This is a genomic window from Promicromonospora sp. AC04 (assembly GCF_003058225.1).
In the GTDB taxonomy this organism is placed as follows: Bacteria; Actinomycetota; Actinomycetes; order Actinomycetales; family Cellulomonadaceae; genus Promicromonospora.
This window is the reverse complement of record NZ_QBUG01000001.1, coordinates 870,583-893,776: the sequence shown is the minus strand read 5'-3', so window position 1 is coordinate 893,776 and position 23,194 is coordinate 870,583. Positions and strand designations below refer to the sequence as shown.

23 protein-coding genes are annotated in these 23,194 nt (G+C 71.6%); 18 read left to right on the top strand and 5 right to left on the bottom strand.

Annotated features, from left to right (window positions below):
• Positions 1 to 21: 21 nt before the first annotated feature.
• Positions 22 to 426, top strand: a complete 405-nt coding sequence (locus C8K30_RS03850; protein WP_108491518.1) for a RidA family protein — start codon at positions 22 to 24, stop codon at positions 424 to 426.
• Positions 427 to 436: 10 nt separating this feature from the next.
• Here the strand turns inward: C8K30_RS03850 and C8K30_RS03845 are convergent, their stop codons facing one another.
• Complete coding sequence (locus C8K30_RS03845; protein ID WP_108491517.1) at positions 437 to 1,408, bottom strand: DUF4349 domain-containing protein; 972 nt, start codon at positions 1,406 to 1,408, stop codon at positions 437 to 439.
• Between the two features lie 307 nt (positions 1,409 to 1,715).
• On the opposite strand from C8K30_RS03845, the gene C8K30_RS03840 reads away from it, so the two are divergent.
• The 6 genes from C8K30_RS03840 (at position 1,716) to nagB (ending at position 8,074) form a co-directional block, all read left to right on the top strand.
• Positions 1,716 to 2,870: an ROK family transcriptional regulator gene (locus C8K30_RS03840; protein WP_108491516.1), complete on the top strand. Its 1,155-nt coding sequence runs from the start codon at positions 1,716 to 1,718 to the stop codon at positions 2,868 to 2,870.
• 117 nt (positions 2,871 to 2,987) lie between these two features.
• A complete protein-coding gene (locus C8K30_RS03835; RefSeq protein ID WP_108491515.1) occupies positions 2,988 to 4,280 on the top strand; it encodes an extracellular solute-binding protein in 1,293 nt (430 codons plus the stop codon).
• Positions 4,281 to 4,420: 140 nt separating this feature from the next.
• Entirely contained in the window at positions 4,421 to 5,368 is a 948-nt protein-coding gene (locus C8K30_RS03830; RefSeq protein WP_108491514.1) for a carbohydrate ABC transporter permease, read from the top strand.
• Positions 5,365 to 6,219 carry a carbohydrate ABC transporter permease gene (locus tag C8K30_RS03825; RefSeq protein ID WP_199230322.1) on the top strand — a complete coding sequence of 285 codons (855 nt, stop codon included), beginning with the start codon at positions 5,365 to 5,367 and terminating at the stop codon, positions 6,217 to 6,219. The genes C8K30_RS03830 and C8K30_RS03825 overlap by 4 nt, the downstream gene beginning before the upstream one ends.
• Positions 6,220 to 6,293: 74 nt before the next feature.
• On the top strand, positions 6,294 to 7,295 hold the full coding sequence (locus C8K30_RS03820) for an ROK family protein (protein ID WP_108491513.1): 1,002 nt from the start codon (positions 6,294 to 6,296) through the stop codon (positions 7,293 to 7,295).
• On the top strand, positions 7,295 to 8,074 hold the full coding sequence (gene nagB / locus C8K30_RS03815; protein ID WP_108491512.1) for a glucosamine-6-phosphate deaminase: 780 nt from the start codon (positions 7,295 to 7,297) through the stop codon (positions 8,072 to 8,074). The genes C8K30_RS03820 and nagB overlap by 1 nt, the downstream gene beginning before the upstream one ends.
• A gap of 7 nt (positions 8,075 to 8,081) precedes the next feature.
• On the opposite strand, the gene C8K30_RS03810 is transcribed toward nagB, so the two are convergent.
• Positions 8,082 to 9,566: an ATP-binding protein gene (locus tag C8K30_RS03810; RefSeq protein WP_108491511.1), complete on the bottom strand. Its 1,485-nt coding sequence runs from the start codon at positions 9,564 to 9,566 to the stop codon at positions 8,082 to 8,084.
• Positions 9,567 to 9,702: 136 nt separating this feature from the next.
• On the opposite strand from C8K30_RS03810, the gene C8K30_RS03805 reads away from it, so the two are divergent.
• The 8 genes from C8K30_RS03805 to rph all read left to right on the top strand — a co-directional run bounded on the left by C8K30_RS03805 (position 9,703) and on the right by rph (position 17,160).
• Entirely contained in the window at positions 9,703 to 10,005 is a 303-nt protein-coding gene (locus tag C8K30_RS03805) for a DUF3039 domain-containing protein (protein WP_108491510.1), read from the top strand.
• Complete coding sequence (locus tag C8K30_RS03800; RefSeq protein WP_108491509.1) at positions 10,002 to 11,807, top strand: DEAD/DEAH box helicase; 1,806 nt, start codon at positions 10,002 to 10,004, stop codon at positions 11,805 to 11,807. Before C8K30_RS03805 ends, C8K30_RS03800 begins: the two co-directional genes overlap by 4 nt.
• Before the next feature lie 92 nt (positions 11,808 to 11,899).
• Positions 11,900 to 13,348 carry a nicotinate phosphoribosyltransferase gene (locus C8K30_RS03795; protein WP_108491508.1) on the top strand — a complete coding sequence of 483 codons (1,449 nt, stop codon included), beginning with the start codon at positions 11,900 to 11,902 and terminating at the stop codon, positions 13,346 to 13,348.
• A gap of 172 nt (positions 13,349 to 13,520) precedes the next feature.
• Complete coding sequence (gene clpS / locus C8K30_RS03790) at positions 13,521 to 13,829, top strand: ATP-dependent Clp protease adapter ClpS (protein ID WP_108491507.1); 309 nt, start codon at positions 13,521 to 13,523, stop codon at positions 13,827 to 13,829.
• Complete coding sequence (locus tag C8K30_RS03785; protein WP_108491506.1) at positions 13,826 to 14,596, top strand: DUF2017 family protein; 771 nt, start codon at positions 13,826 to 13,828, stop codon at positions 14,594 to 14,596. The genes clpS and C8K30_RS03785 overlap by 4 nt, the downstream gene beginning before the upstream one ends.
• Before the next feature lie 101 nt (positions 14,597 to 14,697).
• On the top strand, positions 14,698 to 15,501 hold the full coding sequence (gene murI, locus C8K30_RS03780; protein ID WP_108491505.1) for a glutamate racemase: 804 nt from the start codon (positions 14,698 to 14,700) through the stop codon (positions 15,499 to 15,501).
• Positions 15,501 to 16,328, top strand: a complete 828-nt coding sequence (locus C8K30_RS03775; RefSeq protein WP_108491504.1) for an MBL fold metallo-hydrolase — start codon at positions 15,501 to 15,503, stop codon at positions 16,326 to 16,328. The genes murI and C8K30_RS03775 overlap by 1 nt, the downstream gene beginning before the upstream one ends.
• A 79-nt stretch (positions 16,329 to 16,407) precedes the next feature.
• On the top strand, positions 16,408 to 17,160 hold the full coding sequence (gene rph, locus C8K30_RS03770; protein ID WP_108491503.1) for a ribonuclease PH: 753 nt from the start codon (positions 16,408 to 16,410) through the stop codon (positions 17,158 to 17,160).
• Between the two features lie 26 nt (positions 17,161 to 17,186).
• On the opposite strand, the gene C8K30_RS03765 is transcribed toward rph, so the two are convergent.
• Entirely contained in the window at positions 17,187 to 17,654 is a 468-nt protein-coding gene (locus C8K30_RS03765) for a helix-turn-helix domain-containing protein (RefSeq protein ID WP_108491502.1), read from the bottom strand.
• A 200-nt stretch (positions 17,655 to 17,854) separates the two neighbouring features.
• Between C8K30_RS03765 and C8K30_RS03760 the strand changes: the two genes are divergently transcribed.
• Both C8K30_RS03760 and C8K30_RS03755 read left to right on the top strand, forming a co-directional pair.
• A complete protein-coding gene (locus C8K30_RS03760) occupies positions 17,855 to 19,318 on the top strand; it encodes an MFS transporter (RefSeq protein ID WP_108491501.1) in 1,464 nt (487 codons plus the stop codon).
• A 68-nt stretch (positions 19,319 to 19,386) separates the two neighbouring features.
• Positions 19,387 to 20,088 (top strand): non-canonical purine NTP pyrophosphatase, encoded by a 702-nt coding sequence (locus C8K30_RS03755; protein WP_108491500.1) that lies wholly within the window; start codon positions 19,387 to 19,389, stop codon positions 20,086 to 20,088.
• A 122-nt stretch (positions 20,089 to 20,210) separates the two neighbouring features.
• Here C8K30_RS03755 and C8K30_RS03750 read toward each other — a convergent pair whose 3' ends face one another.
• A complete protein-coding gene (locus C8K30_RS03750; RefSeq protein WP_233256951.1) occupies positions 20,211 to 20,609 on the bottom strand; it encodes a DUF3054 domain-containing protein in 399 nt (132 codons plus the stop codon).
• 174 nt (positions 20,610 to 20,783) lie between these two features.
• On the opposite strand from C8K30_RS03750, the gene C8K30_RS03745 reads away from it, so the two are divergent.
• Positions 20,784 to 21,785 carry a serine protease gene (locus C8K30_RS03745; RefSeq protein ID WP_108491498.1) on the top strand — a complete coding sequence of 334 codons (1,002 nt, stop codon included), beginning with the start codon at positions 20,784 to 20,786 and terminating at the stop codon, positions 21,783 to 21,785.
• Between the two features lie 79 nt (positions 21,786 to 21,864).
• Here C8K30_RS03745 and C8K30_RS03740 read toward each other — a convergent pair whose 3' ends face one another.
• The gene (locus C8K30_RS03740) at positions 21,865 to 23,082 is read right to left on the bottom strand and encodes a sulfotransferase (protein WP_108491497.1); all 1,218 of its coding nucleotides are present in this window, start codon (positions 23,080 to 23,082) and stop codon (positions 21,865 to 21,867) included.
• Between the last annotated feature and the right edge of the window lie 112 nt (positions 23,083 to 23,194).

Below are 23,194 nucleotides of genomic sequence, written 5' to 3'. Positions count from 1 at the left end.
GACCCGCGCAAGGAGAACCCGATGACCGCGAAGACCGCCATCTCCACCCCGGACGCCCCCGCGCCCGCGTTCACGTTCCACCAGGGCGTGCGCAAAGGACCGTTCGTGCAGGTCTCGGGGCAGGGCCCCACGGACCCGGCGACGGGGGAGTACGTACACCTCGGCGACGTAGCCGGCCAGACCACCCGCACGCTCGAGAACGTCCGGGCGATCGTCGAGGCCGCCGGCGCGACGTTCGACGACGTGGTGATGCTGCGGGTCTACCTCACCACGCGCGACGACTTCGCCGCGATGAACGAGGCCTACGGCGAGTTCGTCACGAAGTACTGCCCGAGCGGTGTGCTGCCCAGCCGGACCACGGTGATGGTGGGCCTGCCCCGCGAGGAGATGCTCGTGGAGATCGACGCGCTGGCGATCACCGACTGACCGGCCCTGGTCAGGGCTCGACGGGCTCCGGCTCGGCGGTGGGCGGCGTCGGCCCGGCGGCGCGGTTCTTGGCCAGCTGCCTGCGGATGCCGACCACCACCAGCAGCGCGAGGCCGGCCAGCGCGAGCCACGGGGTGATCGCGCCGAGCACCAGGACCACCACGTTGAACGTGCTGACCAGGGCGCTCCACCCTGCGGACAGGCCGCCGAGGAAGCCGTCGGGCCGCGCCTGGGCCGCCGGGGTGCCCTCCGCGACGATCCTGACGTGCAGGGTGGACATCGCCACCTCGTCCGAGAGCCGGTTCCGCTCGGAGACCCGGGAGTCCAGCTCGGCCTGACGGGTGGAGAGCTCGGCCTCGATCTCGATGAGGTCGGAGGTACGGTCGGCCTCGGCCATGAGCTCGCGCAGGCGATCGGTCGAGGTGCGGAGCGCCTCGATGCGGGCGTCGAGGTCCTGCGCGGTGCCGGTGACGTCCACCGTCTCGACGTGCCGGTCGCGCACCTCGCCGAGCTCGTCCAGGGCGTCCAGCGTGGCCGACACGCGGTCGGCGGGGATGCGGAGCGTCATCGACGCGCTGCCCGGCTGGTCGTCCGTCTCGGCCTGCTCGTCGCGCGCCTCGACGCGGCCGCCGGCCTCCTCCACGAGGTTGGCGATCTGCTCGGCGGCGTTGAACGGGTCCTCCACCGCGAGCGTCGCGCTGCCGGTGGTGATGAGCTCGCGGTCGACCGCCTCCTCGCGAACCTCGGTGAGGCCGACGGCGCCCGCAGCCGCCTCGTCGGTCGCGGCGTCGGGTGCGATGCCCTCGCTGCGCGCCGCCCCGCCGTCGGTCGCGACGTCCGCGCCGGAATCTCCTGCGCCACCACCTGAGCAGGCCGCAAGGGAGACCACGAGCGTCCCCCCGACGACTGCCGCCAGGAGGGCTTGGACGAGTCGGCGCGCGGGCCGGCCCGCGTCCCCCCAGGCTGACCGGTTGCGCTTCATGGGACGAGCGTAGGAGCCAGGCAGGGCAGGAACGCGCCCCACCTGAGAACTGTGATCCCTTTGTGAACTTGTGGGCCTGGTGACCGGTTTTTTCTTCAGTTTTGCGCCGTTTTTGATCACGTTCCGGTCACGCCGTGCTTGTCCGGGCAAGGTACGGCAGGCTCGGATTCGTCAGGCACGTGAAGTAATCCGGATACGTCGAGCAGAGGGCGTCCAATGCCGAGGGCAGCGTGAGCCACGTAACAGTCTTGTTACGGGTCGCACCGGGCAATGGACAGGACTCTGTTAAGGAGGTCTACTAACAAACATGGCGACGGCGACAGAACGCAACGGCACCGGGCGAGGGCTCGGGGCACGGCTGCGCGCGACGTCCAAGGTGCTCCCCGAGCACGCCAGGGCGCACAACCGGTCCCTGGTGCTGCAGCACCTCTTTCACGAGGGGCCCACCTCCCGGGCCGACCTCGCACGAGCCACCTCGCTCACCCGCGTCACGATCTCCGACCTGGTCTCGGTGCTCATCACCGAGGGGCTGGTCGAGGAGCTCGGCACGCGGCCCGGCCAGCGCGTGGGCAAGCCCGCGATCCTGGTGGGCCTGCGCACGGACGCCTACCAGATCGTGGCGGTGGACCTCACGGAGCACGGCCACATGCGCGGCGCCGTGCTCAGCCTCACCGGCGAGATCATGGTCCGCCGGCAGCTCGACATCGACGGGCGCACCGGCGACGAGCTGGTCGACCTGCTCACCCGCTTCGTCCGTCGGCTCGTGGCCGCGGCGATCCACCCGGTGATCGGGGTCGGCGTCGGCTCGCCCGGCATCATCACGCTGGACGGGCGCGTCGTGGAGGCGCCCAACCGCGGGTGGTACGACGTCCCGCTCGCCGAGATCCTGGGCGAGCGCCTGGGTCTGCCCGTGCACGTCGCGAACGACGCCAACACTGCGGCGCTCGGCGAGTTCACGTACGGCGGGGCGACCGGCAGCATGCTGGTGGTCACCGTGGGCGCGGGGGTGGGCGCCGGCGTGGTGGTCGACGGCGTGCGGGTGCACGGCCAGGGCGACGCCGCGGGCGAGATCGGCCACGTCACAGTGGTCGACGACGGTGACCAGTGCGCCTGCGGCAAGGTGGGCTGCCTCGAGACCGTCCTGTCGGTGCCGGCGCTGCGGCGTGCGGTCGCGGACAAGAACGCAGAAGATTCCGACGCCGCCCTGGCGTCGGCAGGCCGGGTGCTCGGTGTCACCCTTGCCCCGGTCGTCAGCGCTCTCAACCTCACGGAGGTGCTGCTGAGCGGTCCGCGCGACCTGCTCGACGGCCCTCTGCGCGAGGCCGCGCTGGACACCATCCGGCAGCGCACCATGCAGGCAATCAACTCCGGCCTGCAGCTGCGGATGGCCGCACTCGACGAGGACGTGGTGCTGGCGGGTGCCGCCGTCCTCGTGCTTTCCGCCCAGCTGGGGGTCTCGTGAGCATCAGTGCGCACGTGTTGGCGGCAGGCATCTCATCGAGCTACCACTCGAGCTCTCACCATGCACCGCTTTTCATCAGGCACTGCGACGCACAGTCGTATCCCGGGAGGAACACACGTGAAGAAGAACCGTCTCGTCGGCGCTGCGGCGTCGGCGATCACCCTGACGCTCGCGCTCAGCGCCTGCGGTAACGCCGGCGGCGCCGCGGCCCCCGAGGAGACCGGCCCCGGCGAGGTCCGGGTCTGGCTCGTCGGCTCCGACACGCCCAAGGAGGCCCGCGACTACCTGAAGCAGACCTTCGAGGAGCAGAACGAGGGCAGCACCCTCGTCATCGAGGAGCAGGCCTGGGACGGCCTGGTCGACAAGTACACGACGGCGCTTTCTGGCTCGGACGCGCCCGACGTGGTCGAGATCGGCAACACCCAGGCCGCTGCGTTCACGTCGGCCGGCTACTTCCGCGAGATCACGGCGGACGAGTTCGAGACCCTGGGCGGCTCCGACCTGCTCCCGGGCTTCGTCGAGGCCGGCGACTGGGAGGGCAAGCACTATGCCCTGCCGTACTACTCGGGCTCGCGCGTCGTCTTCTACTCCAAGCAGGTCCTGGGCGACACCCCGGTGCCGACCACGCTGGACGAGTACGTCCAGACCGCCGTCGACCTGAAGACCGACGACCTGTCCGGCGTCTACTGGCCCGGCCAGGACTGGTACAACGCCCTGCCCTTCATCTGGGAGAACGGCGGCTACGTCGCCGAGCAGGCCGAGGACGGCACCTGGGACGCGGGCTTCTCGTCCGAGGGTGGGCTCGCGGGCCTGGAGCAGATCCAGACCATCATGACCGAGGGCAACAACGCTCCGGCCGACGCCAACGAGACGGACCTCCAGGTGCCGTTCTGCGAGGGCAAGGTCGCGTTCCTCTCCGCGCCGAGCTGGATCCAGTGGTCCATCAACGCTCCCGAGGAGCCCGAGGACCCCGAGGGCGTGCCGGGCTGCGCCTCCACGTACGGGTCCGACCTCGAGGGCATGGCCCTGCCGGGCAAGGACGGCGGCGCCGCCCAGGTGTTCGCCGGCGGCTCGAACATCGCCATCGCGCAGAAGTCGGCGCGTCCGGACCTCGCGATGAGCGCCTACGAGATCATGCTCAGCGACGAGTACCAGTCGATCCTTGCCGGCATCGGCCTCTTCCCGGCCAAGACCTCGCTCTTCGAGAAGGTCGACCAGTCGACCTCGATCGGCGCGGCCTCCGCCGAGGCCGCCGCCAACGCGAAGCTCACCCCCGCCTCCCCGAAGTGGGCCGACGTCGAGTCGCAGATGCTCCTGCCGACCGCCTTCACGAAGATCGCCTCCGGCGACGACGTGAAGACCGTCGCCGAGCAGCTCGACGCCGACATCGAGGAGATCCTCAACAGCTGACCCCGGTCGGCACAAGACATCCCGTCCCGCCCGGTGCGACCCCAGAAAACCCGGGCGGGACGGGACACCACTGCCCGCATGATGCCCGCGGCTGCTCTTCCAGGGGAGGGGCCGCCGGCCGCCCCTGAGGAAGACAGGACATGAGCTCCACACTTCTCGATTCCCCGGCGCCACCGCGCCAAGAGACCCGGCAGCGGCGCCGACCGTCCTACGTGCCGTGGCTCCTGCTCTCGGCCACGATGGTCATACTCGGCGTCCTGACCGGCTACCCCCTGCTCCGCCTGGTGGTCATGTCGTTCCAGGAGTACGAGCGCGCCCAGCTCATGGGCCAGCCTGCCGAGTGGGTCGGGTTCGACAACTACGCGACGATCCTGACCGACGTCGACGGCTTCTGGACCGTCCTGCTGCGCAGCTTCGTGCTCATGGTCGTCCTCGTGGTCGTCACGATGGTGCTCGGCATGCTCGTGGCACTGCTCATGATCCGCGTCGGCAAGGCCATGCGGCTCCTGGTGTCCGTCGGCCTGCTGCTGGCGTGGGCCATGCCGTCGCTGGCCGCGACCACCGTGTGGGGCTGGGTCTTCGACACGCAGTACGGCGTGGTGAACAACCTGCTCACCGCGATCACCGGGGACCGTTGGTTCGGCCACTCCTGGCTGATCAACCCGTGGGGGTTCTTCCTGATCCTGACCTGCATCGTCGTGTGGGGCGCCGTGCCGTTCGTCGCGTTCACGCTGTACGCGGGCCTCACGCAGATCCCGGAGGAGGTCATCGAGGCCGCGCAGCTCGACGGCGCGAGCGCGTTCCAGCGGTTCCGGCTCATCCAGGTGCCCTACGTGCGCGGCATCATCACGGTGCTCGTGGTGCTGTCGATGATCTGGGACCTGAAGCTGTTCACCCAGGTCTTCGTGCTGCAGGACATCGGCGGCGATCGCGAGCTGACCAACACCATCGGCGTCTACATCTACCAGGTGGGCATGGCCCAGGGGCACTACGGCCTGGCGAGCGCGATCGGCGTCATCTTCCTGATCGTCATGCTGGCCATCTCGTTCCCCTATGTGCGGCGCACGCTGCGGGAGGAAGTGCAGTGATCAAGATCCGCAAGCGCCTTGCCGACACCGGGTTCGGCGTACTGGCCCTGATCGTCTTCGTGTTCTCGGCGTTCCCCGTGTACTGGATGATCAACACGTCGTTCCTGCCGAACAACCGGATCCGCGGCGAGAACCTGGCGTTCTTCCCGACGCCGGACGTCTTCACCCTGAACAACTACCGCGCGGCGATGTTCGGCGAGGAGCGGGCGCCGTTCCCGCCGGCCGTGCTGAACTCGATGGGGGTCACGTTCCTGACCGTGGTCATCGCCCTGGTCGTGGGCTTCGCCGCGGCGCTCGCCCTCACCCGGTTCGACTTCAAGGGCCGGCGCACCTTCATCCTGATGATCCTGGTCGTCCAGATGATCCCCGGAGAGGCGATGATCATCTCGCTGTTCCGGATCATCGACGGCTGGCTCCTGCTCAACACGATCATCGGCCTGACGCTTGTGAACATCGTCGGTGTGCTCCCGTTCACCGTCTGGACGCTGCGCGGATTCGTGAACGGTGTACCCAAGGAGCTGGAGGAGGCGGCGATGATCGACGGGTGTTCCCGGGCCACTGCGTTCTGGCGGATCACGTTCCCGCTGCTCGCTCCGGGCCTGGTGGCCACCGGCGTGTTCGCCTTCATCCAGGCGTGGAACGAGTTCGTCATGGCGCTGGTGATCATGCAACGACCCGACGCGATGACGCTGCCGCTCTGGCTGCGTACGTTCGTGCAGGCCACACAGGCTACGAACTGGGGTGCGGTCATGGCGGCGGCGGTGCTCATCGCGATTCCCGTGGTGATCTTCTTCCTGATCGTCCAGGGTCGGATGACCGGTGGTCTGGTCTCCGGCGCGGTGAAGGGCTGATGGGCGGCAGGCAGAAGCCCGGCAAGTCCGGCAGAGGTAGGTCCACAGGCAAGTCCAGCAAGCGAAAGGTCAGGATGGGAAAGGTCGGCAAGCTGCAGGGGGACGCCCGGTCCGAGACCGGGCGTACGCGCGAGTACACGGTCGGCCTCGACATCGGCGGCACCAAGATCCTCGGCGCGCTCCTGGACCCGGCGGGCGACGTGGTCGCCACGGTGCGCCGGTCCACGGTCCACGGTGCGGAGGGCCTGGTCGCGGGTGCGGCGCAGGCGGTGCGGGACGTCGTCGCGTCCGGCGAGGTGGAGCTCGCCGCCCTGGCGGGCGTCGGGCTGGGCATCCCCGGCATCGTCGACCACACGTCCGGCACGGTGAAGCACGCGGTCAACCTCGGGGTGCACGACGACGAGCTGCCGCTCGCCGCCCTGCTGTCCGGCGAGCTGGGCGGCGTGCCCGTGGTGGTCGAGAACGACCTCAACGTGGCCGCCGTCGGAGCGGCGCACGTGCTGGAACGATCGGTCGACCGGGACGGCGAGGCACGCGACCACGAGGACCTCGCGTTCCTCGCGCTCGGCACGGGCCTCGCGTCCGGGCTGGTGCTCGACGGGCAGCTGCGCCGCGGCGTGAGCGGTGCGGCGGGGGAGATCGGGCACATCCCGGTGGACCCGCTCGGGCCGGAGTGCCCGTGCGGGCAGCGTGGCTGCCTGGAGCGGTTCGCCTCGGGCAAGGCGCTGGAGGCGGCGTGGCCGTCGCGGCACGGCAAGCCGGCGCCGGTGGAGCTGTTCGAGGCGGCGCGCGCGGGCGACGAGGAGGCGATAGTGGTCAAGGACAGGTTCGCCTCCGCCACGGCCTCGGCGGTTCGGCTGCTGGTGCTGACCACCGACGTGCGCCACGTGGTGCTCGGCGGCGGCGTCGCGCAGCTCGGCACCGAGCTGCTGGACGCGGTGCAGGACGCGCTGCGCGAGCAGGCCAAGGTGTCGCCGTTCCTCGGGTCGCTCAAGCTGGCGGACCGGGTGCGGCTCGCACCCACGCACGTTCCGGTCGCGGCGGTGGGTGCCGCGGTGCTGGGAAGGAGAAGCTGATGGAGGTCGTGATCGCGCCCGCGGGCGAGCTCGCCCGGCTGGCGGCGGACGCCGTCGAAGGCCTGCTGCGGGGCAATCCCGAGGCGGTGCTGGGGCTGGCCACGGGGTCGTCGCCGCTCGCGGTGTACGACGAGCTGGTCGCCCGGCACAAGGAGGGGCTCTCGTTCGCGGGCGTCCGCGCCTTCATGCTCGACGAGTACGTGGGCCTGCCCGCGGACCACCCGGAGCGGTACCGCAACGTCATCGAGAAGGAGTTCGCCTCCCGCGTCGACCTCGCGCCCGGAGCGGTCAAGGGCCCGGACGGGCTCGCCGACGACCTTCCGGCCGCCTGCGCCGCGTACGAGGCGAGCATCGCCGACGCCGGCGGCGTCGACCTGCAGATCCTCGGCATCGGCACCGACGGGCACATCGCGTTCAACGAGCCCGGCTCGTCGCTCGCGTCCCGCACCCGGATCAAGACCCTGACGAAGCAGACCCGCGAGGACAACGCGCGGTTCTTCGGCGGGTCCGTCGACGACGTGCCACGGCACTGCCTCACCCAGGGCCTGGCCACGATCATGGCCGCGCGGCACCTCGTGCTGCTCGCCTCCGGGCGGGCCAAGGCGGAGGCGGTGCACCAGCTCGTGGAGGGCCCGGTCTCGGCGATGTGGCCCGCCACCGTCATGCAGCTGCACCCGCACGCCACGGTGCTGGTCGACGACGCGGCGGCGTCCCGCCTGCAGCTCGCCGACTACTACCGGCAGACGTACGCCGACAAGCCCGGCTGGCAGGGCCTGTAGGCGCACGTCAGAGGTAGTTCCCCGCCACCGGGGCGGGCTTCCACCGGCCGGACGTCGCCACGTCGGCGACCCGGCTGGTGGTGAGGCCGTCGGGACCGTGCTCCAGGATGGAGCGGCGGGCGACCTCGCGCAGGTCCGCGCCCGTGGCGCCGTCCAGGTAGGAGGCGACCAGGTCCACGTCCACCGGGGAGTCGGGCGGCAGGAAGAGGCGCAGGATCGCCATGCGTCCCGCCTGGTCCGGCGGCGGCACCTCGATGATGGTGTCGAAGCGCCCGGGGCGCTTCACGGCGGGGTCGAGGGCGTCGGGGTCGTTCGTGGTGCCGACGGTGAGCACGTCGTCCGAGCTGCGGGTGCCGTCCAGGGCGTCGAGGAACTCGGCGAACGAGGTGTCCCCGCGCGAGCCCTTGGACGCCACGGAGTCGATCTCCTCCAGCACCACGAGGCACGGGCCCAGGCCGCGGATCTCCTCGTACAGCTCGGTCATCCAGGTGCGCAGCACCTCGGCGGTGACGAGCACCACCGTGAGCGGCCCCGCGAGCTCGGTGGCGATCACCCGCGTGAGCTTCGTCTTGCCGACGCCCGGTTTGCCGGCGAGCAGCAGCCCGCGCGACGTGGTGTGGCCCAGGGCGCGCAGCGCGTCGCGGCGCGTGGTCACGCTGGAGCAGAACAGGTCCACCTCGCGCCACAGGTCGGCGGGCAGCACGACGTCGCCGCGCACCTGCACCGTGTGCTTGACCGGGGTCAGCTCCACGGTGCCGTTCCCGGGCCGCGCCGACAGGACGCCGCCGCGGTACGGGTGGTCCGCCTCGAGCGTGCGGGTCAGGTCCGCGAGGACCTGCTCGGCGAGCGCCAGCCCGCCCGGCGGGGTGAAGGCGGTCACCGTGGGGGTGCCGTACCGGTAGGCCACCTCGACGGCGACCGGCGTGTCGTAGGCGGACCCGGCGGGGAACAGCACGGCGGCGACGGCCGGCACGCTGACCGAGGTGCCGTTGCCGAGGTCGAGCGCGGCGCGCTGCGGTGCCCCGCCCGGGCCGAACACGGAGACGTCGTCCGGGTGCCGGTCCACCCAGCGCTGCAGCGCGTAGGCGTGCAGCCGCTGCAGGGTGCGCGACATGTCGCGCGAGACGTTGACGAGCGTGCTCTCCTCGACGTCCCACTGGCGCGTGAGCCACTCGCTCGTGGAGCGGGGCTCTCTCGGGCGTTCCGGGATGGGGCGGCCCAGCATGGCGGCGACGGCGGCGACGGCGCGGCGGGCGCCCTCGTCGTGGTCGCCGAAGTCGGGCCAGACGGGTTCGGGCAGGCCGTGGGGGAACGGAGCGGTCACCGGCAGCTCGCCGGTCAGGTCGTCCGGGAGCGCGTCGGTCAGGTCGTCGGCCATGCTGTCGGCCAGGTTGTCGGACAGAGCGCTGGACAGGGTCTCGGCGAAGTCGGTCGCGGGGGCGGCGCCGTCGTCGGGCAGAGTGAGGCTCCTCTCGGGGCTGGGATGTGACATGGAGACAGTTATAGCCGTGGTCACCGACACCACCGCAAGGGATTCTGCGCTCGCGTTGTCCGGCGGAGGCTCCGGACCTGCTCGGGAGCGCGTGCCGCCGGTGAGGCTGTCGGTGGTCCCGCGTAGACTTCTCGGCATGACCGAACCACTCTCCAACCCGCAGGACGAGCCCAGTACGCAGGGCGGCACGAGCGTCCTCGAGCGCGAGGAGACCCGGGAGGAGACAGAGCCGGGAGACCACGAGCGTTTTGCGCACTATGTGCGCAAGGAGAAGATCATGCAGTCCGCCATGAGCGGCAAGCCAGTGATCGCGCTCTGCGGCAAGGTCTGGGTCCCGGGCCGGGATCCGGGCAAGTTCCCGGTGTGTCCCAGGTGCAAGGAGATCTACGACGGTCTCCGCGATCCGCAGGACGGCGGCGAGGGCGACTCCACCAAGTGACGAGCCAGCCGCAGCAGCTGCCCCACACACCGTCGTCTGCGGCCGCTTCGTCGCTCAGCCCTGCCTTTCCACGCCGCGCCCCCTGGGGCACGGCGTCGAGTCTGCGCGCCTGGCAGGCGGAGGCCCTGGAGCAGTACCGCGAGCAGAACCCGCGGGACTTTCTGGCCGTCGCCACCCCGGGCGCGGGCAAGACGACGTTCGCGCTGCGCATCGCCACCGAGCTCCTCGAGCAGGGCATCGTCCGGCGCGTCACGGTCGTGGCGCCCACCGAGCACCTGAAGACCCAGTGGGCCGACGCCGCGGCGCGCGTCGGCATCCGCATCGACCCCCACTTCAAGAACTCCCAGGGCAGGCACGGCTCCCACTACGACGGCGTCGCGCTCACCTACGCGCAGGTCGCGGCCAAGCCGGCGCTGCACCGTGCCCGCACGGAGGCGTCGCGCACCCTCGTGATCCTGGACGAGGTGCACCACGGCGGTGACGCCCTGAGCTGGGGTGACGCCGTCCGCGAGGCCTTCGAGCCGGCGGAGCGCCGCCTGGCGCTCACCGGCACCCCGTTCCGGAGCGACACGTCGGCGATCCCGTTCGTCGAGTACGAGGCAGACGCCGAGGGCATCCGCCGGTCGAAGGCGGACTACACCTACGGCTACGGCGAGGCCCTGCGCGACCACGTGGTCCGCCCCGTCCTGTTCATGTCCTACGCGGGCGACATGCGCTGGCGCACCAAGATGGGCGACGAGGTCAGCGCCCGCCTCGGCGAGGCCATGACCAAGGACATGACCGGGCAGGCCTGGCGTACCGCGCTGGATCCGGAGGGGCAGTGGATCCCGTCGGTGCTCGCGGCCGCGGACAAGCGCCTCGCCGAGGTGCGCCGCACGGTGCCCGACGCCGGTGGCCTGGTCATCGCAACGGACCAGGACAACGCGCGCGCCTACGCCAAGCACCTGCACGAGATCACGGGCAAGCGCCCCACCGTCGTCCTGTCCGACGACGAAGGCGCGTCCGGGCGCATCGAGGAGTTCGCGCAGAGCGAGGACCGCTGGATGGTGGCCGTGCGCATGGTGTCGGAGGGCGTGGACGTGCCGCGCCTCGCCGTCGGCGTGTATGCCACGAGCGCCTCGACGCCGCTGTACTTCGCGCAGGCGATCGGCCGGTTCGTCCGTGCGCGCAAGCGCGGCGAGACGGCGTCGATCTTCCTGCCGAGCGTCGCGCCGCTGCTGAACCTGGCGGGCTCGATGGAGCAGGAGCGCGACCACGCGCTCGACCGGCCGCGCACGGCCGAGGAGCAGGGCATCGAGTACGACCCGGAGGCCGCGCTGATCGCGGAGGCCAACAAGGAGGAGAAGGCGTCGAGCGAGCTGCTGGGCTCGTTCCAGGCGCTCGACGCCCAGGCCTCGTTCGACCGGGTCCTGTTCGACGGGGGCGAGTTCGGCACGAGCGCGGACCTGGGCTCGGCGGAGGAGCAGGACTTCCTCGGGCTGCCCGGGCTGCTGGAGCCGGACCAGGTAGCGACGCTGCTGCGGCAGCGCCAGGCGGACCACCTCAAGGCGCGCGGGGGAGCCCCGACCGCCCGCGAGGTGGAGAACGAGCGGTCCGAGCAGGAGCACCGTCGCGCGGCGGAGCTGCGCAAGGAGCTGTCCAAGCTCGTCTCCGCATGGGCCAAGCGCAGCGGGCAGCCGCACGGCATGGTCCACGCCGAGCTGCGCCGCAAGTGCGGCGGCCCCGAGGTGCCGCTCGCGACGGCCGACCAGCTGACCGCGCGCGTGGCCCAGGTCCGGCGCTGGTTCGTCGGACAGAAGTAGTACGGGAGCGAGACGATCCGCATGGTGAGACAAGAGGCCGTCACGGCCGCATTCGCTCGGCCCTGGCCAGTTCTCTGGCCTACCGTGAGTCCATGACCGACGAGCTTCGGGGCATCGGCGCCTCGCTCACAGACTCGTGGCCTGCCTTTGACAACGGTGTCAAAGAGCCGCGGCCGCTTCCCGCAGCACCCCTTCCGGCGGTGCGCCCGTCGGTCGCGCTGCTGACCGACCGGTACGAGCTGACCATGCTCCAGGCGGCGCTCGCCGACGGCACCGCGCACCGGCACTGCGTGTTCGAGGTGTTCACCCGGCGCCTGCCCGCGGGCCGACGCTACGGCGTCCTGGCAGGTACCGGCCGCGTCTTGGAAGCGCTGCCACACTTCGTGTTCGAGGACGCCGAGCTGGCATTTCTCGAGGGCAACGGCGTGGTGGACCGCCGGACCCTCGACTACCTCGCGAACTACCGGTTCACCGGGACCATCCAGGGATACGTCGAGGGCGAGGTGTTCTTCCCCGGCTCGCCCGTGCTGCAGGTCGAGGGGACCTTCGCCGAGGCAGTGCTCCTGGAGACCCTGATCCTGTCGATCCTGAACTACGACTCGGCGGTGGCGTCGGCGGCGTCGCGCATGACGAGCGCGGCCGGAGGCCGCCCCGTGCTGGAGATGGGCTCGCGCCGGGCGAGCGAGCAGGCGGCCGTCGCGGCGGCCCGGGCCGCCGTGATCGGTGGCTTCGCCGGCACGTCGAACCTCGAGGCCGGGATGCGGTACGGGCTGGACACCATCGGCACGGCCGCGCACGCCTTCACGCTGCTGCACGACACCGAGCGGGAGGCCTTCGCCTCGCAGGTCGCCTCGCTGGGGCCGGGTACGACGCTCCTGGTCGACACGTACGACGTGAAGCAGGGCGTGGCGACCGCCGTCGAGGTCGCGGGGACCGGGCTGGGCGCGGTGCGCCTCGACTCGGGCGACCTCGGCGGGCTGGCGCAGGAGGTCCGCAAGCAGCTCGACTCGCTCGGCGCCCGGGACACGAAGATCGTGGTCACCTCCGACCTCGACGAGTTCGCGATCGCGGCCCTGGCCGCCGCGCCCGTGGATGTGTACGGCGTCGGGACGTCGCTCGTTACCGGTTCAGGCGCGCCGACCTGCGGCATGGTCTACAAGCTGGTGGCGCGCGCCGACGCGTCGGGGGTGCTGCAGCCGGTGGCGAAGGCGTCGGCCAACAAGGCGTCGGTGGGCGGCCGCAAGGCGGCAGCGCGGCGCTACGGCCGCGATGGGTACGCGGTCGAGGAGATCATGGTGACCGGCCCGGACACGGCGGTGGCGGAGTGGAGCCCGCAGAGCGACGACCTGCGTCCGCTGCTCGCCCCGCTGGTCGTCGACGGCGCCGTCGACTCGCGCTGGGTGGGCCCGTACGGGGTCGCGAACGCGGCGATCAACCACGGTATGGTGCGCGCCGAGCTGCCGCGCGGAGCGCGTCGTCTGTCCAAGGGCGACCCCGCCATCCCGACCGTGGACCTCCGGCTGGACGGCCTCCTCGACTGAGTTCGGACCGGCACCTGGACCCGCTCGGTGAACCGCCCGTGACCGACCGGTGGTCCGAGGTCACAGCCCGGCGACAACTTCGCGAAAATCTCGGACAAGGGTGTCCAGCGGAGGGACGAAACCGCCTAGAGTGAGACCTGTGACTTCTTCCCCACCGCCGCTGCTCACGCCCATGGGGTCAGCCGGGACGGCCGTCGAGGAGGACACTGAGGCGGACATCGCCTCGGGGGTTGCCGACCCATGGGTGACGATCGTCTGGAACGACCCGGTGAACCTGATGTCGTACGTGACGTACGTGTTCGAGAGCTATTTCGGGTACCCGCGCGTCAAGGCGGAACGGCTCATGACCCAGGTGCACAAGGACGGTCGCGCGGTCGTGTCCAGCGGCGGGCGCGAACGCATGGAGGTGGACGTGCAGGCGATGCATGGGTTCGGGTTGTGGGCCACGCTGCAGGAGTCGGGCGCGCGGGGAGCCGCATGACTCCGTTCCGCGCCATGCGGCGGGGTTACGAGGCAAGGTTCGAACCGGTGGAGCGGGTCGTCCTGGCCAGGGTGGCGCGCGACGTCGCCGAGATGCTCCGCGACGAGGCGGGCCTGGACCTGTTCGCCGACGGTGACGACCCGGGCCCTTCGACGCACCCCGGCCCGGGCAAGGGCCAGGCGTGGGCCAACGGCCTTCTCGCCCCGGACGAGCTGACCGACGCCGACCTGGCGCGCCTCACGGGCGTGACCGGTGTGGGACGCATCCCGACGGACCCCGCGGCGCGGCGGCTCCTGCCGGACGCGAGCAAGGACGACACGGACATCGCCGACGAGTTCCGCCGGCTCACGCAGAACGATGTCGCCCAGGCCAAGGTGGAGCGGCTCGAGGCGTTCGCCGCGCTGCTCGACCTGCCCTCGGGCGAGGACGCTCCCTCGCCGCTGGGCCGGCACGGGGCGCCGCCGCCGGTGCGGGTGCCGCGCGAGGAGGCCGAACAGTTCGCCGGGGCGCTCACCGACGTACGGCTCGTGATCGCCGAGCGGCTCGGCCTGAAGACCGACGACCAGGTCATGCAGCTCACCGACGAGATCATGTGGGACCGGCAGGCCGGTCGCGAGATCCCCGTGGCCACCGACGGCCGCGCGGCGCGGCGCTTCTGGTCGGGGGTGTTCGTCGCGGCGGGCTACGCCCAGGAGACCCTGATGGACGTGATGCTCGCGGAGCTGCGGGGGCGGCGCCCCTCCGGCCCGGCCACGTCATCCCTGTGAGCCAGCCTGATGCCCTGACCTGCCGAAACGTGTCACGCGTCACGCGTGGCGCGGCTCACGGGTAACGGTTCCGGAACAATGTCCTCGTTAGGCTTCACCCCGTGAACGACGCGCCCATCGGCATCTTCGACTCCGGCCTCGGCGGCCTCACGGTTGCGCGCGCCATCCTGGACCAGCTGCCCAACGAGCAGGTCCGGTATCTCGGCGACACCGTGAACAGCCCGTACGGCCCCAAGCCGATCGCCGCCGTGCGCGCCATGGCGCTGGACGCCATGGACCGGCTCGTGGCGGACGGCGTGAAGATGCTGGTCATCGCGTGCAACACGGCGTCGTCGGCGATGATGCGCGACGCGCGCGAGCGGTACGAACAGCGCCACGGCATCCCCGTGGTCGAGGTGATCCTGCCCGCGGCCCGGGCCGCGGTGACCGCCACCCGGTCGGGGCGGATCGGCGTCATCGGCACGCGCACGACGGTGCAGTCGCGGGCGTACGACGACGCTTTCCACGTCACCCCCGGCCTGACCATCACGAGCCAGGCCTGCCCGGAGTTCGTACGCTTCGTCGAAGAGGGCAGGACGTCGGGTCCGGAGGTACAGAAGTTCGCGCACGAGTACCTCGACCCGGTCAGGGCGGCCGGCGTCGACACGCTCGTGCTGGGCTGCACGCACTACCCGCTGCTCGCGGGCGCCATCTCCTACGTCATGGGTGAGGAGGTCACGCTGGTCTCCAGCGCGGACGAGACCGCGAAGGACGTGTACCGCACGCTCGTGGCCCACGACCTCGAGCGCGCGCCAGACGCCGGTGCGCCCGTGCACCGGTTCCTCACCACCGGTGACCCGGCCCCGTTCGGGCAGCTGGCCGGCCGGTTCCTCGGCCCCGAGGTGTCCCTCGTGGAGGCCGTCTGATGCGCCTCGTCCCGCTCGGGGTCTCCGGTTCGTTCCCGGGCCCGGCCACGCCCGCGTCGTCGTACCTGGTGCGGGTCACGGCCGCGGAGGCGGCCGCGGCCGGCTACCAGCCGCGTGACTGGAACCTCCTGCTCGACCTCGGCAACGGCGCGTTCGGCGCCCTGCAGCGGCACATGGATCCCATGGCGCTCGACGCGGTGTCGATCTCGCACCTGCACCCCGACCACTGCGCGGACCTCTCGGGCCTGTACGTGTACCTGCGGTACCACCCCCGGCACGGTTCGCTGCGCACCGGCCGCCGGCCCAAGCGCCTGCCCGTCTACGGACCCGCGGACGCCGCGCGGCACCTCGCGCACTCGTCCGGGCTCAGTGCGGGCGAGACCATGGAGAACGACTTCGACTTCCAGTCCTGGGCCGAGCACAAGCTGGTCGAGGTGGGACCGCTGACCATCGAGCCGCACCGGGTGTTCCACCCGGTCGAGACGTACGGCGTGCGGGTGACCGGCCCGTCGTCGTCGGGCGGGACGGCGACGCTGGCGTACACGGGGGACACCGACGCGTGCTCGTCAGTGGTCGAGCTGGCGCGTGACGCCGACCTGCTGCTCAGCGAGGCCGCGTTCCTCGAGGGGCGCGACGACGTCGTCGAGCGCGGTATCCACCTCACCGGCCGCCGCGCCGGCCAGGTGGCGACCGACGCCGGCGCCCGCCGCCTGCTGCTCACGCACCTGCCGGTGTGGAACGATCCCGCGGACTCCCTGGCCGAGGCGCGCGGGTCCTACGCGGGCCCGGTCGACGTCGCGCAGCCGGGCACGGTCTACGACCTCTGACGACGTGCCGGCCGGACGGGTCACCCGGGTGACCGGTCCGGCTGACGCGGCGGGCCGTGCGGCTCGTTAGGGTGGGCGCATGACCTCCAGCACCAACACAGTCGTCCGCGCCGACGGGCGCGCCACCGACCAGCTCCGCCCCGTGAAGATCACCCGGGGCTGGCTCGACGAGGCCGAGGGATCGGTGCTCGTGGAGTTCGGGCGCACGCGCGTGCTGTGCGTGGCCTCGTTCACGGAGGGCGTGCCGCGCTGGCGCAAGGGATCCGGCGAGGGCTGGGTCACCGCCGAGTACGCGATGCTGCCGCGCGCCACCAACGAGCGCAGCCAGCGCGAGTCCGTGAAGGGCAAGATCGGCGGCCGCACGCACGAGATCTCGCGCCTCATCGGCCGGTCGCTGCGCGCCGTCGTCGACATGAGCGCGCTCGGCGAGAACTCCATCGTGCTCGACTGCGACGTGCTGCAGGCCGACGGCGGGACCCGCACCGCCGCGATCACCGGCGCCTACGTGGCCCTCGTCGACGCGATCGCGTGGGGCCGCAGGCACGGGCACATCAAGGGCGGCAAGCAGGTGCTCTCGGACTCGGTCGCCGCCGTCTCCGTCGGCATCATCGACGGCACCCCGATGCTCGACCTGCCCTACGTGGAGGACGTGCGCGCCGAGACCGACATGAACGTGGTGGTCACGGGCGCCGGCAAGTTCATCGAGGTGCAGGGCACCGCCGAGCACGCGCCGTTCGACCGCGCCGAGCTCGACGCGCTGCTCGACCTCGCGGTGGGCGGCACCGCCGAGCTCGCCAAGATCCAGCAGGACGCGCTCGCGCAGGAGCTCTGAACCAACGCGCGCCGGCTGGGCCCGGGTCAGGCTCCCAGAGCCTGCACCTGGGCCAGCACGCTGTCGTCGCCCACGAAGACGCTCCCGCCCCGACGCACCGTCTCGGCGTAGCGGCGGACCATCTCCGGCTTGTTCTCCCGCACGAGGGCGATCCAGTCCGCAGGCGCGCCCGTGTCCGGGTCGTGCGCGGCGCTCCACTCGGCGATCTCGACCATGATCGGGATCAGGCCGAGGCCGCGCTCGGTGAGGTCGTAGCGCACGCGGCGCCGGTCGACCGGGTCGGGGGACCGGCGCAGGATCCCGGCGTCGGTCAGCGAGTCGAGGCGGGCGGACAGCACGCTCGGCGAGATGGCCTCGTCGCCCGCCAGGAACTCGTTGAACGTGTGCTTGCCGAAGTACACGACGTCGCGCACCACGAGCAGGGACCACGGGTCACCGAACGCCTCCAGCCCGAAGTTCACCGGGCAGGTGGACTTGCCGCTCGCTCGCTTCATGGTGTCCTCCCGTCCGTCTGACCGTGCGCCGGGCCGCCTCGTGGGGCCCGATTCCTGGCTGACCTTCCCGGCCCGGAAAACTCGTCAGCGCCGGACCGATGAGTCCCGGTGACCCGCCTCGTCATACCTGCATGATCACTACGATCATCGTAGTGACTTGACGGAGGGTTCACAAGGACCCGCGAGCTCGAGGAGCCGAGATGAGCACGAACGAGACGCACACCGCGTCGGACGGCGCGGGTCGGCTGCGCCTGCAGGACCCCGAGGTGCGCACCTTCGCGCACCTCCTGGTGAACACCTCGCTGGTGTCGGTCACGAACTTCACCGCCTGGTTCGCCGTCACGTTCTGGGTGTACCTGGAGACGGGTTCGGTCTTCGCGGCCGGCGTGATCTCCGGGATCTTCCTGGTGTCGATGGTCGGCACGGGCGTGTGGTTCGGGTCCCTCGTGGACCACCACCGCAAGAAGACGGTGATGCAGGTGTCGGCGGTCGTGTCGCTGGGGTTCTACCTCGCGGCGCTCGGCCTCTACGTCGCGACGCCCGCAGCGGTCTTCACCGACCCGACGAGCGTCCAGCTTTGGGCGCTGGTCCTCCTGGTGATGGCCGGTGTGATGGCGGGCAACCCGCGGAGTATCGCGATGACCACGGTTGTCACCGCCCTGTTCGACGACGGGCGCCGGGACAAGGCGAACGGGCTGGCCGGCACGACGTCTGGCATCTCGCACCTGGTGACCTCGGTGATCAGCGGCCTGCTCGTGGCGTCGAGCGGGATGCTCGGCGTGCTGGTCCTCGCGGTCGTCGTGCTCGCCGCCGCCGTCGGGCACCTGCACCGGCTGCGCGTGCCGGAGTCCCTCGCCGAGGCCGCGGCAGCGGACGAGCCGAAGAAGGTGGACCTGCGCGGGACCATCCGCCTCGTGGGCAGCATCCCCGGGATGTGGGCCCTGATCGGGTTCACGCTCCTGAACAACTTCCTGGCGGGCGGCCTCATGGCGCTCGCCGACCCGTACGGGCTGTCGCTCATGTCGGTCCAGGCGTGGGGCCTGGCCTGGGGCCTGATCAGCGTCTTCATGATCCTGGGCGGGCTGGTCGTGGCGAAGCGGGGTGTCGGGCGCAACCCCGTCCGGACCCTGCTGGTGGTCAACCTCGTCATGTGGGGCGCGACCTTCCTGCTTCCCGTGCAGCACTCGGTGGTGCTGCTCGTGGCCGGGTTCGCGGTGTACCTGTTCGTCATGCCGTTCGCGGAGGCGTCCGAGCAGACGGTGCTGCAGAAGGTGGTGCCGTACGAGCGGCAGGGGCGCGTGCTCGGGTTCGCGCACAGCGTCGAGATGGTGGCTGCGCCGCTGACGGCGTTCCTCATCAGCCCGCTGACCGAGTTCGTGTTCCAGCCGTTCATGACCGACGGCGCCGGCGCGGACCTGATTGGCGGCTGGTTCGGCACCGGGCCCGCGCGGGGGATCGCTCTGGTGCTCATGCTGCTCGCGGTGCTCGGCCTGGGGCTGACGGCGGCGGCGCTGGCCAGCCGGCAGTACCGGGCGATGAGCCGGCGATACCTGGACGGTGCGGCGGCGCCCGACTCCGGCGCGGCGCCGGTGGTCGACGAGGTGCCGGTCGCCGGCGCCGTCGTCGGGCAGCGGGAGCCCGCCCTTGCCGGTGCACCGGCCTGAGGCGTGCGGGGCTGAGGCGTACCGGCCCGAGGTACATCGAGGCGGGCGGCGGCTGGCATGATCGGGGCATGGCTTCCCTGATCGTGCCGCCCGCCGCCCGGCTCGTCCTCGCGACGCACAACCGCAAGAAGGTGGGGGAGCTCCTGGCTATCCTCGCCGCTTCCGGCCTGGTGCTGCCCGACGGCGGCCTGGTCACCTCGGGCGAGGTCGGCGCGCCCGAGCCCGTCGAGGACGGCGTGACGTTCGCCGAGAACGCGCTCATCAAGGCGCGGGCGGTGTGCGCCGCGACCGGGCTGCCCGCCGTCGCCGACGACTCCGGGCTGGCCGTGGACGTGCTCGGCGGCGCCCCCGGGATCTTCTCGGCCCGCTGGGCCGGCAAGCACGGGGACGACCTCGCGAACCTCGAGCTGCTGCTCGGCCAGCTCGGGGACGTACGTCCCGAGCACCGTCAGGCCGGGTTCGTGTGCGCCGCGGCGCTGGTCACGCCCGACGGGCGCGAGGAGGTGCGCCTCGGCGAGATGCGGGGCGTGCTGGAGACCGCGCCGCGGGGGAGCAACGGGTTCGGCTACGACCCGATCCTGGTCCCGGACGAGGCGGCGCTGGGTTCGGGCGCGGGTGTTGGCGGGGCCGACGACCGGGCGGGAGCTGCCGACGGCGGTCGCCGTCGGACCGCCGCAGAGCTGGACCCGGAGGAGAAGAACGCGATCTCGCATCGGGGCAAGGCGTTCCGCGCCCTGGCCCCGGCGATCCTGGAGACGCTGGGCGGGTAGCGTCCCGCCGCCGTCGCTGTCGCGTCGACCAGACGGCGGCAGCGAGTCAGTCGCGTGGTCCGACCAGGTCACTGACTCGCTGGTCTTGATTCGGCGAGTCAGTCCCCCCGGTCCACTACGGCTCAGTCTTGGGCCGCGCTGGCCTGGGCGCGCCGGAGGGCCGCGACCAGGCCGCGCCAGCCGAGCATCGTTATCGCCAGGAAGATCGTCGTGACCAGCGCGAACGACCACGCCAGGCCCTGGCCGGAGACCCCGCGCAGCACCAGGCCGCCGATCACCGTGGTGAACCAGATCATGACGCCCGTCGGCCAGACGCGGGCCGGGTCGTGCCACGCGCGGGTCCAGGCCCAGCCGATCGCGGCGGCCAGCGCGAACGGCCACACGACGCGGCCGAAGGCGGCGATCAGCGACCCGTCGTGGGACGCGATGCCGATGAGGGTGAAGGCGACGACGGCGACGACGTCGGCCACGAGGGCGGGCCAGACGGGCGCGGTACGGGAGGCGGGGGCGGTGGTGCTCACGCGTCGAGGGTAGCCGGGGTCGCCAGCCCTCGCCGGCAGGTCCGAACCGGCAAAGCCACGCATCGTGGAGAAAATTTACGGTTCGGACATATCCCAATCTTCTTCTTGAATCATCCAGGATCCACGATCCTCCCGGCCCGCTGTTCGGCGGGCCGTTGTGATCAAGGAGGCAGCATGCGAAGCAACCTCTCCCGCGCCCTTCTCGGGGGCTTGGCGGCTCTGGCCCTGAGCGGCACCGCAGCCGTCGCGTTCGGCGCGCCGTCGCAGGCCCGGCCGAGTGACGTCACCGGCGACGTCGCAGTGCACAGCGCGGCGACCACCCGGGCGGCCCAGGACCGGGTGACCGACTACTGGACCCCGCAGCGGATGCGTGACGCCGTGCCCGCGGACGTCCTGGTGGCCGCCAAGAGCAAGGCCTCGGCCGGAGACAAGGTGGCGGCGGGTGCGCCGACCGTCGTCCCGCAGGCCAAGGCCGCGCCGTCCGCCGACTTCGTGGGCGACTACTACACGGGTGGCGGCAAGGTCGTCGACACCACCGGCAAGGTCTTCTTCACGCTCGGCGGCGTCAACTACGTCTGCTCGGGCAGCGCGGTGACGTCCGGGAACAAGGACGTGGTGCTCACGGCGGGCCACTGCGTCAACGAGGGTCCAGGTGCCTACGCCACGAACTGGGCGTTCGTCCCGGCCTACGACGACGGCGCCCGGCCGTACGGCACGTTCACGGCTCGTCAGCTCACCACCACCACGCAGTGGCAGAACAGCGGCGACTTCGACTACGACGTCGCCTTCGCGGTGCTGAACACGGTGAACGGGGCGCACCTGACCGACGTCGTGGGCGGCCAGTCCATCGGCTTCAACCAGGCTCGCGGCCAGTACATGTACTCGTTCGGCTACCCGGCGGCCAACCCGTACGACGGCACGGACATCGCGTGGTGCCACGGCACCGTCGTGCAGGACACCTACGGCGGGAGCACCGACCAGGGGCTGAACTGCAACCTGACCGGCGGCTCGTCCGGCGGCCCCTGGTTCGTGGGCTACTCCGAGTCCACCGGCGTCGGCACGCTCAACTCGGTGAACTCCTTCAAGTACCGGGGCGGCCCCCTGCGGAGCTACATGTTCGGCCCGTACCTGGGTAGCGTTGCCCAGACGCTCTACACCTCGGCCGCGTCGCTCTGACGCGCTGAACCCGCTCGGGCCCGCAGCCGCTCCGCGAGGAGGGCTGCGGGCCCGACGTCTGCCGCACCGGCCCTCGCTGCTACCTCGGGAGGGTCGCCAGCAAGGTCACATAGTCGGCGAACGCCGCGCGCACCTCGGAGCGTTCCAGGCCGAACCGCTCCAGGCTGTACTGGTGCGGCGGCCGGCTCTTCGGGGCCTCGAGGGCCGCGGTCAGGTTCGCGTCGTCGTCGGCGCCCCACTGCGCGCCGAGCTGCTCGAACAGCTCCGGCAGGGCCGCGCCCGGTTCGCCGGTGAGGCGGCCGTACGGCAGGTCGAGCACGGCGTCGGGCCCCAGCTCGGCCCGCTGGACGAGCGCGCGGGACACGCCCTGGGACATGATCGCCAGCCAGTCACGGCCGATCTGGGTGAGGTCCACGGCGCCGGGGCGCCGGTGGATCCGTTGCGAGGACTCGGCCAGGGAGCAGAGCGAGGCCAGCGCCACCTCGGGGCTCCGGTGGGTCCACACGAACCGGGCGTCGGGGAACACGTCGCGGATCTCGGACAGGTGGAAGAGGTTCGCCGGGTGCTTGAGCACCCAGCGCCGAGCGGGACGGCCGTAGGACAGCAGCTGGAGCGTGTCGCGCAGGAACCGGTAGTCCGGCCGATGGTCGAAGGTCCGGAGGCGTTCGAGGTAGTCCGGCATGGGCACGGCGGACGAGTGCAGCTCCGAGTGGGCACGGATGAACGTGTCCTCCTCCTCGGCCGCCGCATACATCGGGTGGATGGTGTCCCACGTGGAGCTCAGCGCGGAGGTCACCGCGAACTTGCGCCGGGTGCGCCGGATCAGCGCGGCTTCGGCGCGGCCGTCCACGGCGAGGCCGGGGTGCATCATCTCCCAGAGCTTCGGTCCGCGGTGACCGGGCGAACGGGACAGGACGTTGTAGGTCAGCGTGGTTCCCGTGCGGGGCATCCCGACCACGAACACCGGGGCCGCCACCGGCTGGTCGGCGATCTCGGGGTGCCGGGCGCGCAGGTCACCGACCACCACGCGGTTCCGGATCCGGCCCGCCAGCATCGCCTGGCCCGCCGTCCAGCCGAGCGGGCTCAGGCCGGGGAAGGCGGCGAACGCGCGCAGCACCAGGCGGAGGTGATCGAGGTCGGCCGCGGCCTCCGCGCTCAGCGGCGCCCGTCCGCGGGCGGCGCGCGCGATCATCCGGTCGAACACCGCGTCGGCGTCCCTGCGGGTGCGCGTCGCGGGAGCCAGGAGCAGGTTGGTCAGGCGTAGAGCCGGCAGAACGGCGGGCGTGGTCTGAGACACGTCACTCCAGGGTCTTGGCGCGGGGCCGGCAAGGGGATCGGGCACATCCTCGCGTGGGGAGCCGCACGCGTAAAGGAAAGCGGGCAGGCCAGGGAGCCTCCGGTCACCGTGC

What these genes read in the sequence shown, in the direction of transcription:
- C8K30_RS03785 (WP_108491506.1), top strand. Translation starts at nt 13,826, where the DNA reads ATGACTCCGTTCCGCGCCATGCGGCGGGGTTACGAGGCAAGGTTCGAA.
- C8K30_RS03845 (WP_108491517.1), bottom strand. Translation starts at nt 1,408, where the DNA reads ATGAAGCGCAACCGGTCAGCCTGGGGGGACGCGGGCCGGCCCGCGCGC.
- C8K30_RS03765 (WP_108491502.1), bottom strand. Translation starts at nt 17,654, where the DNA reads ATGAAGCGAGCGAGCGGCAAGTCCACCTGCCCGGTGAACTTCGGGCTG.
- C8K30_RS03850 (WP_108491518.1), top strand. Translation starts at nt 22, where the DNA reads ATGACCGCGAAGACCGCCATCTCCACCCCGGACGCCCCCGCGCCCGCG.
- nagB (WP_108491512.1), top strand. Translation starts at nt 7,295, where the DNA reads ATGGAGGTCGTGATCGCGCCCGCGGGCGAGCTCGCCCGGCTGGCGGCG.
- C8K30_RS03805 (WP_108491510.1), top strand. Translation starts at nt 9,703, where the DNA reads ATGACCGAACCACTCTCCAACCCGCAGGACGAGCCCAGTACGCAGGGC.
- C8K30_RS03820 (WP_108491513.1), top strand. Translation starts at nt 6,294, where the DNA reads ATGGGAAAGGTCGGCAAGCTGCAGGGGGACGCCCGGTCCGAGACCGGG.
- C8K30_RS03755 (WP_108491500.1), top strand. Translation starts at nt 19,387, where the DNA reads ATGGCTTCCCTGATCGTGCCGCCCGCCGCCCGGCTCGTCCTCGCGACG.
- C8K30_RS03830 (WP_108491514.1), top strand. Translation starts at nt 4,421, where the DNA reads ATGAGCTCCACACTTCTCGATTCCCCGGCGCCACCGCGCCAAGAGACC.
- C8K30_RS03760 (WP_108491501.1), top strand. Translation starts at nt 17,855, where the DNA reads ATGAGCACGAACGAGACGCACACCGCGTCGGACGGCGCGGGTCGGCTG.
- C8K30_RS03810 (WP_108491511.1), bottom strand. Translation starts at nt 9,566, where the DNA reads ATGTCACATCCCAGCCCCGAGAGGAGCCTCACTCTGCCCGACGACGGC.
- C8K30_RS03840 (WP_108491516.1), top strand. Translation starts at nt 1,716, where the DNA reads ATGGCGACGGCGACAGAACGCAACGGCACCGGGCGAGGGCTCGGGGCA.
- C8K30_RS03795 (WP_108491508.1), top strand. Translation starts at nt 11,900, where the DNA reads ATGACCGACGAGCTTCGGGGCATCGGCGCCTCGCTCACAGACTCGTGG.
- rph (WP_108491503.1), top strand. Translation starts at nt 16,408, where the DNA reads ATGACCTCCAGCACCAACACAGTCGTCCGCGCCGACGGGCGCGCCACC.
- C8K30_RS03775 (WP_108491504.1), top strand. Translation starts at nt 15,501, where the DNA reads ATGCGCCTCGTCCCGCTCGGGGTCTCCGGTTCGTTCCCGGGCCCGGCC.
- C8K30_RS03745 (WP_108491498.1), top strand. Translation starts at nt 20,784, where the DNA reads ATGCGAAGCAACCTCTCCCGCGCCCTTCTCGGGGGCTTGGCGGCTCTG.
- clpS (WP_108491507.1), top strand. Translation starts at nt 13,521, where the DNA reads ATGGGGTCAGCCGGGACGGCCGTCGAGGAGGACACTGAGGCGGACATC.